Here is a 14,602-nt window from a genome sequence, read left to right on the forward strand (position 1 = left end):
CCTGAACTATTTCATAAATAGGCGTACTTCACCTAATGTTTCACCAAATTTAACTTCTACATAATCACCAGAAGAAACGGCAACTGCCTCTGTTAAACCGCCAGTCAAAATGGGTTCTCCCGGCTTTATAGCTTCTCCTTTTTCCGCCAGCATATTTGCCAGATAGGCAACTGATTCTGCTGGATGATTTAGAACAGCTGCACCGGCACCAACAGTCTTTACCTCACCATTAATCTGTAGGACAACCCCGATAGTTTCAAGATCTATGCCTTTTGGACTAATCAGATGAGTACCGAATACAGCACCAGCGGCAGACGTATTATCTGCAACAACATCTGTCATCGTAAAATTAAAGTTTAAATAGCGGCTGTCGATAATTTCTATTGCCGGAAAAACAGCTTCTGTTGCTTCGAGAACGGCTTCTTTTGTAACACCAGGACCCTTTAGCTCTTTTTTTAAAATAAAACCAATCTCCGGTTCTACTTTAGGATGAATATAATCCGCCATTTCCGCAGTGCCCCCATCTGGAACAACCATCGTATCAAATACATAGCCATAAATCGGATCTGAAACATTCATTTGCTGAAGCTTGGCTAGACTAGTCAGTCCCATTTTCGGCCCAACAATTTTTTCACCTCTATCCAGTCTTCGCTTGATGAGCGCTGCCTGAATCTGATATGCTTCAGCCATTGTTAATTTGGGATAAAGTTTCTCGGTAATTTTAAGAATCTCATAGTTTTCGTCTTGAGCATTTAAAACATAATCGACCAGCTCATTTCTTTTCTTGCCATCCAACAATTCTTCACCTCCGATTTATTTTTTCTCCATTAATTTTTTTGCGGTATCAATAATCATATCTTCCTGACCGCCAACAACCTTCTGCCGGCCTAACTCAATCAGGATATCCCGAGGGTCAATTCCATATTTTTCCCCTGCACGTTGTGCATGCAGCCTGAAACTGGAGTACACTCCTGCGTAGCCTAATGTTAAACTTTCTTTAGTAATTTCCTGGGGCACTTGCAGCAGCGGTGCAACAACAGCTTCGGCGGCATCCATAATTTTGTATAAATCGATACCTGTTTTAACCCCCATTTTTTCTAAAGCAGCAACCAGTACCTCTGTCTGTGTATTGCCGGCACCAGCACCTAAAGCACGAATACTGCCATCAATTCTTGTTGCTCCAGCTCGAATGGATTCCAAGGTATTGCCCATTGCCAAGCCAAGATTGTTATGGGCATGAAAGCCGACTTCTACAGACAATGCGGATTTTAAAGCAGAAATTCGTTCATATACCTGCTGCGGCAGCAATGCTCCAGCAGAGTCGGTCATATAAACTGCTTGAGCACCATAGCTTTCCATCAGCTTAGCCTGTTCGACCAGCTTGTCGACTGGAGCCATATGCGCCATCATTAGAAAGCCAATGGTTGTCATGCCTAATTTCCGAGCCTCCTGAATATGCTGAGCTGAGACATCTGCTTCGGTTACATGGGTTGCCACTCTTACCAGAGAGGCACCGAGTGCATGTGCCCGCTTCAATTCATGAAGGGTCCCTATCCCGGGCAGCAACAGCACACCGATTTTAGAATACTCTGCGGTTTCCACTGCCGCTTGAATCAGCTTAAACTCATCAACTTTAGACAAACCATACTGTAGCGTACTGCCGCCTAAACCATCGCCATGAGACACTTCAATATATGGAACCCTGGCTTGATCCAAGGCGCGAACAACGTCTCTTACTTGTTCCTCAGTAAAACTATGCTTAACTGCGTGACTGCCGTCTCTCAAGGCAACCTCTGTGATAATTACATCTAAATCTTCATTCAAGATTATCCCTCCTTCATTGATTATTTTTGACAATTTCCTCTGCAACCTGGATAGCAGCTGAGGTCATAATATCCAAATTCCCGGCATAAGGAGGCAGAAAGTCCCCGGCACCTTCTACTTCGATAAAAACAGTGACTTCATTTCCGTCAATAATTGGCTCTGAACGTAAATGATAGCCTGGTACATATGCCTGTACCTCTCTTACTCGATCATTGATAGCTGCTGTGATAGCTGCTTCATTTACTTCACCATCTACTAATACTCGAACCGTATCACGCATAAGAATAGGCGGATCAGCCGGATTTAAGATAATGATTGCCCGGCCCTTTTCAGCTCCGCCGATTTCTTCGATGGCTTTGCTAGTAGTTTCTGTAAACTCATCAATATTTGCTCGAGTTCCCGGTCCGGCACTTTTGCTGGAAATCGTTGCCACTATTTCCCCATATTTTACAGGAGCTACCTTTCCAATTGCTGCAATAATCGGTACTGTGGCTTGTCCGCCGCAAGTAACCATATTGATATTTTTCTCATGAATGTGTTTTTTTAAATTCACTGGAGGAATCACGAAAGGTCCAATAGCAGCTGGAGTGAGATCCAACATCCATTTTTCCAGTCGGCCAGCAACCTCCCAATTATGAATATGAGCATTTGCAGATGTAGCATCGAACAAAATGTCGGCTGATTCCGGTGCTTCTTCAGCCCATTGGTCAATTCCGCCTGTAAAAGTCTTCAACCCATGTGCTCGAGCTCTTTTCATTCCTTCTGACTGGTCATCAATTCCAATCATTACTGCAGGTTCAATCCACTCTGAACGCAGCAGCTTAATCATCAGGTCACTGCCAATATTTCCCGAACCAATAATTCCAGCTTTTAACTTCTCCATCACCTTACCTCCTTCTTTAAAAGCGCACTGCTACATTTCCCAGCTGATTGAACTTTATTTCAAAATAGTCGCCTTCCTCTGCTGGTATTGCTGCAGATAAAGCCCCGGAAAGAATCACTTCTCCTTTTTCCAGCTGGATATCATAAGCTGCTAGCTTATTGGCCAGCCATACCACTCCGTTAATCGGATTATCCAGACAGGCAGCTCCAGCTCCGGTGTTCTGCAGCTTACCGTTTTTATAAAGAGCCATACCTGTTAGCCGCAAGTTTATTTCTTTCAAAGAGAATTTTTTTGTACCTAAAACATATAGACCTGATGATGCATTATCTCCCACTGTATCCTGTAAGGTTAGCTTCCAGTCCTTAATTCGGCTGTCGACAATTTCAATAGCCGGCGTAATATAATCCGTTGCCTGAATGACATCCAATGCGGTCACTTTGGGACCCTTCAAAGCTTCTTTTAATACGAAAGCAATTTCTCCTTCTACTCGAGGCTGAAGGACTTGTTTCGATTGAACCTTGCCCCCGTCGATAATTTCCATACTATCAAGAAGATGCCCATAGTCAGGCTCGGATACTCCTAAAGAATCCTGCATTGCCGTAGAAGTTAGACCAATCTTTTTTCCTGTAATTTTATTGCCGGCTGCGAGTTGTTTACTGATGGTTTTCAATTGAACCTGGTAAGCTTCTTCAACACTCAACAGAGGAATCAGTTCTGTCAACGGCTGAACACCACCATTTTTTTTGGAAGATGCCAAATGCTCAGATAATTGTGCTGCATTGAAAATCATTTCTCTTCCTCCCGTCATAACTTAACAGTGATATTTGTCAGCTCTGTGTAAAAATCAAAGCTGTGTGCACCACCTTCACGTCCAATTCCGCTATGCTTCATACCACCAAACGGTGTCCGTAAATCTCTTAGGAACCAAGTGTTAATCCAAACGATACCAGCCTCAATCTCTGCTGCTATCCGGTGAGCCTGTTTCAAATCCTGCGTCCACATCGTTGCTGCTAGACCATAGGTTGTATCGTTTACTTGTTTCAAAACCTCTTCTTCTGTTTCAAAAGGCAGAATGGTTATAACAGGACCAAATATCTCTTCTCTAACACAGCGTGAATCTTTATCCAAACCAACAATAATCGTTGGATCAATAAAATAACCTGGTGCGTTCGGAGTTGCTCTTCCCCCAGTTAAAAAAGTCCCTTGTTCTTCCTTAGCAATCTCTAAGTAGCTCAAAACTTTGTTGTAGTGTTCTTCACTGACAACCGAACCGACAAAGGTTTCATCTGCTAATGGATCGCCTATTTTAAGCTCCTTCGTACGTTTTACCAGTTTGTCTACAAATTCATCATAGACTCCTTTTTGTACGTAAACTCTAGAACCGCAGAGACAAACCTCACCCTGATTTAAAAAGCTGGAACGTATTGAAGTTTCAACTGCATCTTCAATATCTGCACTGTCAAAAATGATATTGGGATTTTTTCCGCCAAGCTCAAAAGATAATTTTTTTAGTGATGGTGCAGAAGCTTTCATAATTGCTGTTCCAGTGATTGTTTCTCCAGTAAAAGCGATTGCGTCAACATCCTGACTGTCTGACAATGCTGCTCCAGCTTCGCCAAATCCATGAACTAGATTGACAACTCCCTTTGGAATACCAGCGTCCGTACATATTTCAGCAATAACTGTTGCGGTCATCGGGGTTACCTCAGACGGCTTCATTACGACTGTATTTCCGGCAGCTAAAGCCGGCGCCAGCTTCCATGTCATCAGCAGCAGCGGCAGATTCCAAGGATTAATCAAGCCGACTACACCAACAGGTTTTCTCACTGCATAATGCAGCGCGACATCATCCTGCTGGTAGCTTTCCTGTCCAATAGTAGTCATATAATCCGCAAAAAAATGGAAGTTGTGAGCAGCCCGCGGAATATCCAGCGTCTTAGATAGCCACAATGGTTTGCCTGTATCCAATGTCTCCAGCATGGCTAGCTCATCAAGCCTTTCAAGAATTAAATCACCAACTTTTCTTAAAATTTTTGAGCGTTCACGCATAGGCATCTTTTTCCACTCGCCATCTTTGGCTCGTTTTGCTGCGGTGATTGCCTTATCAACGTCTTCTTTACTTCCTTTTGCCACAGTTCCCAGCTTCTCTTTAGTAGCAGGATTACTATTTTCAAAAACAGCACCGTTAATCGAATCAACATATTTCCCATCAATATAATGTCGGCAGTCGATACCCGTTTGATTATTTTTTTGTGTCATTAGACGTTCCCCCTTCGTTCTTTCTTGCTCTTATCTTATGGGAAAGCAGTTAAAAGACCCAGCTCTCAGTTCCTCTATGAGCAACAAACTTTAAATTCCTTGTAATTATGTTTATAATCCAAGAAAAGATAGCGTTTTCATTTTATTTTTTTTAAATATCTGTTCCGTATACAAGAACAAGCCAAAGGAGGAGAATTACTTATGAGCAGTGAACTACAATCTGTAAAGAATGCCTTGCTTATTCTAAAATGCTTTTCCGCTGATCAGCCAAAGCTGAGAGTCACAGAGCTCAGTGAACGGACCGGTCTAGCCAAAAGCACAGTCAGCCGCAGTTTAACTACCTTAGCTTCAGAAGGCTTTATCAAGAAAGCTTCGGACAATCAATCTTATATGCTTGGCTTATCAATTATTAACCTTGCCGGTGTAGCACTAAGCGCCATGCGCATCCAGCAAGAGGTATCTCCTGCGCTGAGCCAGCTAGTCGTACGAACAGGTGAAAGCAGTCATATCGCCATTTTAGACGGGCTGGATACTGTTTATATCCAAAAAGAAGAATCCATCACTCATACAAAAATTCAAACTCACTTAGGAAAACGAAATCCTTCCCATGCAACCAGCTCCGGTAAAATTCTGCTGGCATTCCAAGAACAAAGCTTTCAGGAAAAATACTTCGATATGCCGTTAAATGCCTTTACACCACAAACGATAACCAATCCCTTTCAATTAAGAGAGGAACTGAAAAAAGTAAAAAAAGCCGGCTTTGCCTACAGCAAAGATGAATTAACAGAAGGAGTTTCTTCTTTAGCTGCTCCGGTTTGGGATTATTCCGGCTCTGTTGTAGCTTCCTTAGGAATCGTCGGAGCAACGACCCGGTTCTCTACGAAGAAAATCAGAGAGTTTGTTCCCTTAATCATTGATGCCTCAAAAGCGGCTTCTGAGAATCTAGGTTTTCGAAGATAAGAGAAAGTCTGGAAAATTATTATTTATATCCCAGACTTCTCTTTACGAATAAAAACACAGCTGTAAAAGGAGGCACTTATTTCTCCCCTTTTACAGCTGTGTTTAATTCTACATTCAATAATGAACTACGGCTGCTCACCAGCCTATTTTAAAATTTTCTATTCCTTTACCGATAGATACCTTCTTTTGGCGTAAATGCTGGTATCTCTAAATTTGTTTCATAGAGATAACCAATATAATCTCCCAACATATCATACAGGTCATCCTTAACATAGGCAAACAAAGCGGAATCCTCAGCAAACATCTCCTCATCAGAAATATGCCCTTCGTGGTATTGTTCTGTCCGCTCACCGATTTCCTTTAAAGTCGTTACTGCTTCTAAAATCCTCTGCTTGTCTTTTAAAGGCACTGCAGGATCTTGTGTCAACTCTTCTCCGATAAAATCACAAAAATAGGAAAAATTGCTATCCCAGTTAATATTTCCATTATTTTGGGCTTCCCAACGCAGCTTTTCTACCTGACGCAGCAGCTCTCCATACAGATGAGTAGACTGTCCTTGGGCAGGAATATACAGCCGCCAGATTTTTTGACAAACTTTCTTGTAGCTGCCAATCGAAATTTTTGCTTCTTCTATTTGTCCAACTTTCCAGAACCAGTGCAGCCGTCGATTTAAGACTTCTACAGCCTTTCTCACCTGTTCAGCGTATTCAACTGGTAAAACAGCTAACTGGTAAGAATCGGACTCTGAATCAAGGCAGACAAGCACTAATTGGTCTGGCATTGCTTCTTTCAGCTGCTGAAAAAATTCAGGCGCCATGGCTTCCGTATCAATAATTTTAGTATGGTCTAAAGACAGGTTATATTTTTTTATAATTTCGTCAACAAAATAGACAAAATCTTCTGCGTCTTCTTTCCAATCAATCTCAGTCAGGTAGCCGCATGCCTTTAGGACCCAGTTCAGCTTGTCCCACAGGGATGTACCATCATATTCTTCAACCAGCTCAGAAACCGTCAGTTGTTCAATAAAGCCCTGAGACAAGAATAGCTGGTAATGTTCAAAAAATGCCTGCGTATCATTCAGAACCAGTGTCATCCCAGAAACTGCCTGTTGATTACGCTGAGTGAACCAGCCGGCTAAGTCAATATATGCCTGTTTCTGATTCTTTGCTTGTTTATCTGCAATGGCTTGAATACTTTCAGCCACTTTTGACAGTTCATGCTTTGAAAGGTCTTGAAAAATCCTAAGCTCTTTTTCTTTGCTAATTTCTGTTGTTTTTATATTAGATATTGGTTTCAAATCAATCTCAATTGGTTCTGATTTTCTTCCAAATATTCGTTTAAAAAATCTCATACCTTGCGCCCCTTTTCTTTCTTCATTTGATTTTATCATATTAAATGACGTTAAAGTACCTAATTTTTTTCTTTTTGGCAGTTTTTCAATGTTTTTTTATAGTTAAATGAGTTCTCTTCTCATTATTTTCACATCTTTTAGGTTGACAGGTCTTTTTTATTCCAGTATAGTGTTCTCAATAACAAAAATGCTTTGAAAAGAAGAGTACATACTGATGATTTTTTAAGAGAGTCCTGAATGGTGAGAAGGGATAAATGAAGCAGTTTGGAAGATGGTCTTTGAGCAAGCAGCTGCGAGTCCTTGATTAGCAGCTGACGGGAATGCCCGTTACAGCATCACAGTATCGATGACAAAAACAGGAACATCTGTACTGATTGAGGCTGTACTTCCGTAAGGAAACAGTAAATAAAGGTGGTAACACGGAGAATCTAACTCCCGTCCTTTTTCTGCATAACGTAGAAAAAGGGCGGGAGTTTTGCTTTGAATCACTACGATTTCATAAGCAGAGTAGATGATGAAAAGCATTGGTTTCCACACCGTGGAAAGGAATTTCCTCACTTGTGAATCACTACGATTGCGTAAGCAGAGTAGATGATGAAAAGCATGCTGTAAATCACAATGAGTTATACGAATTGATGATGCACAGTACAAGGCGATTGCTTTGAGCGTTGTAACCTTTTCTTTACCACACCATGGAAAGGAATTTCTTGCTCAAGAATCATGGAACTACCTAAACGGTTTCATGAATTGACTGAATAGGAGCTTCTGATAGTTTGAATACAAGTTATATTGCATGTACTCCTCTTTTCCATCTTAGGGATTATTACTGGCACGAGAACTCTCTTCAGGCACATTTTTTTGTTAATAAAAAATAAAGGAGAAATGACAAATGAAAACATGGAAAAAATTAATTACAGGAATTATAGCTACGGGAATTTTATTATCTTTATCTGCCTGCGGTTCATCAGCTGCAAAGAAAGACGGAGCAGATGCTGCTAAAGAAACGGAAGAATTTGTGATTGGCGTTGCTCCTGGTCCTTACGGAGAAATGGCATCAGAGGTTATTTCTCCATTGTTAGAAAAACAAGGATTTAAGTTGACAACTAAGCAGTTCAATGACTACGTTCAGCCAAACAAAGCATTGGATACTGGACAAATCGATGGTAATCTTTTTCAGCACACTGCTTATTTAGAAAAATTTTCTTCTGATAATAATCTTTCCTTAACCGCCTTAGACAGGGTACCAACGCTAGGCATGGGAATTTATTCAAAGAAGCTTGATAGTCTAAACGATTTAAAAGATAAATCAACAGTGGCGATTGCCAGCGATGCTTCTAATCTTGCGCGTACTTTGCAGCTTTTAGAAGCCAATGACTTGATTACTTTAAACAAAGAGGTTGATGAAACAAAAGCCACTGTTAGCGACATTGCAGAAAATCCTAAAAATCTCGAATTTAAGACATTGGACGCGGCTCAGCTGGCTCGTTCACTGGATACGGTTGATTTAGCATTAGTTCCCGGAAACTTTGCCTGGGCAGCTTCTTTAGACCCTGCCGATGCACTTGCCCTTGAATCATTGAAGGAAGAATACAAAAATGTTTTTGTTGTTCGTAGTGATGAAGCCGACTCGGAATTTGGCAAAGCCGTAAAAGCAGTGTTAAGCAGTCAGGAATTCAAAGATGGCATTGCTGATTCTCCTTTCAAGGATTTTGACAAGCCAGCTAGCTGGACAGATAAGTAGGCCAGCGCTATGACAAAAATTGAAGTTAATCATTTAACGGTAGCCTTTAATCAAAAAAAGCAAACAGTCAAGGCAGTAGATGACGTTTCTTTTCAGGTGAAAAGCGGTGAAATTTTTGGAATAATTGGATTAAGCGGTGCTGGGAAAAGTACCTTAATTCGTACGCTGAACCTCCTACAGCTTCCCTCTGAAGGAACGATAAAAATCAATGGAGAAGATATCACCACACTGAATACTCAAGGTATTCGAAAAATCAGACAGAAAATTGGGATGATTTTTCAGCATTTCAATTTAATTCAAAACCGAACGATAGCTGAAAATATTGCTTTTTCATTAAAAGCTGGGGATTATCCTAAAGACAAGCAAGCAGAGAGAATTGACGAGCTGTTAAAACTTGTTGATTTAGCTGATAAAAAGCACAGCTATCCGAATAATCTTTCCGGTGGTCAAAAACAGCGGATTGGTATTGCCCGTGCATTAGCGAATGATCCGGAAATTCTCCTTTGCGATGAAGCTACCAGTGCATTGGATGTGGAAACAACGGAAGAAATATTAAAGCTTTTGGAAAAGATCAATCAGGAAATGGGGATTACAATCGTCTTTATTACCCATGAATTGGAAGTAGCCAAGCGGTTGTTTCAACGTATTGCTGTCATGGAAAACGGCAAGATAGTTGAGCAAAGCTCTACATTTGAACTTTTCGCTCAACCACAATCGGCAATTGCAAAGAAATTAGTCAGCCGCTTCTTTAATCTGACAATTCCAAATCAGTTGAAAAATACACTAAATCAAGGAACCTTGTTGGAACTTCGCTATCAGGGAACCGCTGCATTAGATCCTTTAATTTCAGAAATTTCAAAAAAATTTGATGTACTGATTGGTATTACTCATGGAAAAATCGAGTATATCCAAAACGACGTAATTGGCATTTTATTTGTTTATCTTACTGGAACAGATAGTGCCATTGCAGCTGCTGTTGCTGAAATTCAGAAGCATGTCCACAGTCTGAAAATTTTAAACGAGGAGGCGAGTTCATGGAAAGTACGCTAAGCATCTTACAGGAACATTTACCTAAAGCTCTGGCTGACACAGGCTTGATGGTTGCTGTTTCCACTGTTGTTGGCATTTTGTTTGGGACACTGATCGGTCTGCTGCTCTTTTTTACAAGCAGTCCGTTATTTGCTAAACGTCCAGTTATTAATAGTATTGCCGGCTTTTTAGTAAACGGACTTCGCTCACTACCTTTTCTGATTTTATTAGTTGTTTTAATTCCGTTTCTCGCACTGCTTTTTGGTGATCCTTATACACCATTGGGTGGAGCTGCGGCCCTATCAATCGCTGCCATCCCGTTTTTTGCACGTATCGCTGAGGGTGCATTTGCAGAAATTAATCATGGCATTCTTGAGGCTGCTGTTGCTTCCGGAGCGGGACCCGGTCTGATTATTCGGGAAGTGATTCTCCCGGAAAGCCTGCCTGCTCTCGTACGGGGAGTCGTCTTAACAATTATCAGTCTGCTTGGTTACTCAGCCATGGTCGGAACAATTGGGGCAGGCGGCATCGGCGATTTAGCAATTCAATACGGCTATTATCGCTATGAAACTCTTGTGTTAGTAATCATCATTGTCCTACTGATTATTTTCGTTCAATTGATTCAATGGCTAGGTGACCGTCTAGCGGAGCACCTGACAAAATAACCACAAACAGAAAACCATCTTTCCCCAAATAAATATGGATTGAAATCGAAACTAGAAAACGCTGAAAATCAAGGATAAATTCTGCTTGATTTTCAGCGTTTAATGCTTTTTTTAAGTTTTTAAAGAAAGCACCCATCTATAAATGGATGACCCCCTGATGGAGCGTCTTCTCTATCGACTTCTTTTCATTCTGCAGCATACTGCTCCAATATCCCTTCCAACTTTTGAACAACAAACTCAACAAGCTCTCTTGGTTCCTTAATCACTGCTTCCCTGCCAAGCATAATCAAATATTCAGCCGTATAGGGGATATCCCGCTGATCAATCGTCAATTCAAGTCTCCTGCCTTTCTCATCAGATAGTACTCCTTTAGAAAGGTATCGATTTTCTAAACAACGTTTCAGACCTATTGCCGTCAGTTCAACCAACATCTTTACCGGCTCCTTCGGTTCATATTCTTTATTCAGTTCTTTCAATGTCAAATTTGTCTGATTTTGTTCAGCAACTACCGTAACGGACTGAATCCGGTCAATCCGGTAGTGTCGCGGCTCTTTCCTCGCAGTATCAACTGCAAACAAATACCAGAACCCATTTGCTGCATAAATACCAATCGGTTCTAAAACCTTGACCGATAAAAATTGAGGTGAACGATACTTTATTTCTATCTGTTGTTTATTCATTGCTGCTGCCATCAAATCACTTAAAAAGGAATTTTCTACTACTTGTTTGGGCACTGCTAACTGGAAATGATCCTCCAAATGAAGGAGCTTATCCTGTAATTGCTTAGGAACTACCGATAAAAGCTTCTCACCAGCAGTAACTGTGTTCATTTGAAACGGAAACTCTTCATAGTTAGCCAAAGACTGTATTGCAAAATACAAAGAAATAATTTCGTTCTCCGTAAATAGAACCGGTGGTAAAACCTGATTGGCCAGCACTGTAAACCCGCCATTTCTTCCCTTCTTACTCTCCACATATAAACCTAAATCTGCTAAATCTGTGATATAACGGTAAACACTTCTTATGGATAACTGGAAGCGGTCAGCCAGTTCCTGTGCCGTAAACTCTTTCTTGTTTTGGATATACCACATCATCTCATAAATTGTCTGCTCTTTTTTCATCTTTTTCCCTCTTTATACTTTAATATGACATTTTTTGTCATATTCATTTTATATACTTATAGAGTAAAGGAGGAATGACTATGAGTCAAATTAAAATTAGAGGTGCTCGTACTAGAAATTTGAAAAATATTGATGTAACTATTGAAAAACATCAAATTAATGTCTTTGCCGGTGTGTCCGGCTCTGGAAAATCATCATTAGTGTTCAATACTATAGCAGCTGAAGCACAACGGCAGATGAATGAAACATATCCAAGCTATGTGAGAAATCGAATGCCTCATCTTCCCGTTCCGGAAGTCGATCTTATCGAAAATCTTTCACCTGCTGTGATTGTTAATCAGAAGCCAATGGGAGACAACAGCCGTTCTACAGTAGGAACAGCAACCGATATCAATCCAACCCTGCGACTTCTTTTTTCACGTTTTGGCCAGCCGTTCGTCGGTTATTCAGATGTGTTTTCTTTTAACAACCCGGCAGGAATGTGCCCCACCTGTCAAGGTATGGGTCTAACGACTACTTTTAAAGTGGAGGAATTATTGAACCCTGAACAATCTTTAAATGAAGGAGCAATCTGCTTTGATACGTTCGAGCCAGGAAGCTACCGTTGGAAACGATATGTGGATTCGGGACTTTTTGACAACAATAAAAAGATTAAAGATTTTTCTGAGGAGGAACTTGAGCTTCTGCTCTACTCACCAGAGCTGAAACCGCCCCATCCATTACCTGGCTGGTATAAATCTTCTATGTATGAGGGAATTATTCCAAGAATCAAAAAGACGTTTATCCACATTACATCGAAGCAGCAAAAAAAATACCTCCCTGAAATTCAGCGGGTGATCACTCAAACCACCTGCCCGGATTGTCACGGGTATCGCCTAAATCAAAAAACTCTTTCCTGTCAATTAAACGGCAAGAACATCGGTGAATGTCTGGACATGCAGCTGGACGAGCTGAAATTGTTTTTAGAACAGCTGCAGCCTAAAGAAACTCGGCAAGTCACAGAAAAAATAATCCAGCAGCTGGATTATTTTTGTCAGGTTGGCTTAAACTACCTTAGCTTGTCGCGTGAAACCGGCACACTTTCTGGAGGAGAATCTCAGCGGATTAAACTGATTCGCTCAATCGGCAGCAGTCTATCTGATATGCTCTATATTCTCGATGAACCTAGCACAGGTCTACATCCACAGGATATGCAGGCCATCGGACAACTGATACATGCAATCAAAGCAAAAGAAAACACACTGCTCTTAATTGATCATGACCCTACAATCATTGAGCTGGCTGACACTGTTTATGAGTTAGGGCCTGGAGCAGGGCTTCATGGCGGCGAGCTGATTGGCCAGGGACCTTATACAGAATGGGCCGCTCGTCAAAAACAGCAGCCCAGCTTAAAAAGAGCAAAGCGGCCTGTCAGTAAAGAGAAATACTTCTTTGCAGAAAAGATTTCAAAAAATAACGTCGTTGAGGCCTCTGTAAAACTGCCGTTAAATCGACTTTTAGCAATCACTGGTGTAGCAGGATCTGGGAAAAGCTCTTTTGCAGAAGGTTTGCGGGAAAAGTATGGTGATTTGATTTTTTACGTTAATCAAAAACGGCTGCATACAAGCAGCCGCTCCACTATGGCATCTTATATTGGTATTTTAGATGATATCCGCAAGCTGTTCAGCAAGGAAAATAAAGTGCCCGCTGGTTTATTCAGCTTTAACGGCAAAGGAGCCTGTCCAGTTTGTAAAGGGAAAGGATATATCGAAACTGAGCTTGCTTTCCTCGAAGCTGTACGAGCTGACTGCGAGCTGTGTCACGGTACAAAATTCAAACAGGAATCTCTTACTTATTTTTACCAAAGGAAATCAATTTCACAGGTATTGAGTTTATCTATTGAAGACAGCGAATCCTTCTTCAATAATCAGGAAAAAATCAGAAAGAAAATACACTGGCTAAATGAGATTGGCTTAGGTTACCTAACGCTCGGACAAACACTAGATACTCTATCCGGCGGTGAACTTCAGCGCTTGAAGCTTGCCTGCAATTTGGACTGTTCAAACAAAATCATTATTTTGGATGAACCAACCAGTGGTTTAAGCTATAAAGATACCCAAGCTCTTTTAAATGTATTTGAAGAGCTTCTGAATAAGAACAACACCCTATATGTAATCGAACACAACACTGCCATGATTCGCTTAGCAGACTGGATGATTGAATTCGGCCCTGGCTCTGGCAAAAACGGCGGACAAATTCTCTTTGAGGGAACACCTGAATCAGCTGTAAATCACCCACGTTCAATTACAGGGCGCTATTTATCTGACTAAACATAAAAATAAAAACACCTCGATGATTTCAGTTTTCACTGAGTCCTTCGAGGTGTTTTTTAATCTATTAAGAGTTCCAGATAAGTCTCATTTGTGTGAAGTATCCGGAAACGAATCGTTGAACAAATCTGGTTCCCTGCAGTAGTACTGGTATCATCACAAGTGCCGCTAAAGCCAGAAGCAGGGATAAGGCAAAATTGAGAATCATAAAATGCTGCAGCCCAACTATAAAAGCTCCGACTACTAAGACTGGTGATACCGCAAACATTGCTAATGAGAACCAAGCACTTGCAAGCAATACATATACCGTAAACAACGCCCAAGAAGTAAATAATACATTAAACAAAACTACACCGATTTTTTTCATTTTTAAACATCTCCGTTCGCTTTTTTTATTAGTATAACAGAGCAAACTAGAAACGTTATCCAGCTACGAACTGATTTTCCTATCAGCCTTAAG

Annotated in this window: 13 protein-coding genes and 1 other annotated feature; of the genes, 5 read left to right on the forward strand and 8 right to left on the reverse strand. The window is 41.0% G+C overall.

Features of this window, described 5'->3' with window-relative positions:
* Positions 1-6 precede the first annotated feature (6 nt).
* The 5 genes from AC1Z3K_RS02410 to AC1Z3K_RS02430 are packed head-to-tail and all read right to left on the reverse strand — an operon-like array spanning position 7 to position 4,966.
* The gene (locus tag AC1Z3K_RS02410; protein WP_426082226.1) at positions 7-798 is read right to left on the reverse strand and encodes a 2-keto-4-pentenoate hydratase; all 792 of its coding nucleotides are present in this window, start codon (positions 796-798) and stop codon (positions 7-9) included.
* Between the two features lie 15 nt (positions 799-813).
* Positions 814-1,824, reverse strand: a complete 1,011-nt coding sequence (dmpG, locus tag AC1Z3K_RS02415) for a 4-hydroxy-2-oxovalerate aldolase (protein ID WP_461731734.1) — start codon at positions 1,822-1,824, stop codon at positions 814-816.
* Positions 1,825-1,837: 13 nt separating this feature from the next.
* Positions 1,838-2,707: an acetaldehyde dehydrogenase (acetylating) gene (locus AC1Z3K_RS02420; RefSeq protein ID WP_461731735.1), complete on the reverse strand. Its 870-nt coding sequence runs from the start codon at positions 2,705-2,707 to the stop codon at positions 1,838-1,840.
* 16 nt (positions 2,708-2,723) lie between these two features.
* Positions 2,724-3,497 (reverse strand): 2-keto-4-pentenoate hydratase, encoded by a 774-nt coding sequence (locus AC1Z3K_RS02425; protein ID WP_461731736.1) that lies wholly within the window; start codon positions 3,495-3,497, stop codon positions 2,724-2,726.
* A gap of 14 nt (positions 3,498-3,511) precedes the next feature.
* Positions 3,512-4,966 carry an aldehyde dehydrogenase gene (locus AC1Z3K_RS02430; protein ID WP_461731737.1) on the reverse strand — a complete coding sequence of 485 codons (1,455 nt, stop codon included), beginning with the start codon at positions 4,964-4,966 and terminating at the stop codon, positions 3,512-3,514.
* Positions 4,967-5,167: 201 nt separating this feature from the next.
* On the opposite strand from AC1Z3K_RS02430, the gene AC1Z3K_RS02435 reads away from it, so the two are divergent.
* Entirely contained in the window at positions 5,168-5,926 is a 759-nt protein-coding gene (locus AC1Z3K_RS02435) for an IclR family transcriptional regulator (protein WP_426082231.1), read from the forward strand.
* Between the two features lie 166 nt (positions 5,927-6,092).
* Here AC1Z3K_RS02435 and AC1Z3K_RS02440 read toward each other — a convergent pair whose 3' ends face one another.
* Positions 6,093-7,277, reverse strand: a complete 1,185-nt coding sequence (locus tag AC1Z3K_RS02440) for a DUF6630 family protein (protein WP_461731738.1) — start codon at positions 7,275-7,277, stop codon at positions 6,093-6,095.
* A gap of 183 nt (positions 7,278-7,460) precedes the next feature.
* Positions 7,461-7,723, forward strand: a binding site (T-box leader).
* 443 nt (positions 7,724-8,166) lie between these two features.
* On the opposite strand from AC1Z3K_RS02440, the gene AC1Z3K_RS02445 reads away from it, so the two are divergent.
* The 3 genes from AC1Z3K_RS02445 to AC1Z3K_RS02455 are packed head-to-tail and all read left to right on the forward strand — an operon-like array spanning position 8,167 to position 10,712.
* Positions 8,167-9,018, forward strand: coding sequence for a MetQ/NlpA family ABC transporter substrate-binding protein (locus AC1Z3K_RS02445; protein ID WP_426082233.1), 852 nt, complete (start codon positions 8,167-8,169; stop codon positions 9,016-9,018).
* Between the two features lie 9 nt (positions 9,019-9,027).
* Positions 9,028-10,068, forward strand: a complete 1,041-nt coding sequence (locus AC1Z3K_RS02450; protein ID WP_426082234.1) for a methionine ABC transporter ATP-binding protein — start codon at positions 9,028-9,030, stop codon at positions 10,066-10,068.
* Positions 10,053-10,712 carry a methionine ABC transporter permease gene (locus AC1Z3K_RS02455; protein ID WP_426082235.1) on the forward strand — a complete coding sequence of 220 codons (660 nt, stop codon included), beginning with the start codon at positions 10,053-10,055 and terminating at the stop codon, positions 10,710-10,712. Before AC1Z3K_RS02450 ends, AC1Z3K_RS02455 begins: the two co-directional genes overlap by 16 nt.
* Before the next feature lie 185 nt (positions 10,713-10,897).
* Here the strand turns inward: AC1Z3K_RS02455 and AC1Z3K_RS02460 are convergent, their stop codons facing one another.
* The gene (locus AC1Z3K_RS02460; protein WP_426082236.1) at positions 10,898-11,833 is read right to left on the reverse strand and encodes a helix-turn-helix transcriptional regulator; all 936 of its coding nucleotides are present in this window, start codon (positions 11,831-11,833) and stop codon (positions 10,898-10,900) included.
* Between the two features lie 80 nt (positions 11,834-11,913).
* Between AC1Z3K_RS02460 and AC1Z3K_RS02465 the strand changes: the two genes are divergently transcribed.
* Positions 11,914-14,142: an ATP-binding cassette domain-containing protein gene (locus AC1Z3K_RS02465; protein ID WP_461731739.1), complete on the forward strand. Its 2,229-nt coding sequence runs from the start codon at positions 11,914-11,916 to the stop codon at positions 14,140-14,142.
* Positions 14,143-14,209: 67 nt separating this feature from the next.
* Here AC1Z3K_RS02465 and AC1Z3K_RS02470 read toward each other — a convergent pair whose 3' ends face one another.
* Entirely contained in the window at positions 14,210-14,509 is a 300-nt protein-coding gene (locus AC1Z3K_RS02470) for a DUF1700 domain-containing protein (RefSeq protein WP_426082239.1), read from the reverse strand.
* Positions 14,510-14,602 lie beyond the last annotated feature (93 nt).

It is taken from the genome of Enterococcus sp. LJL128, from assembly GCF_056924295.1.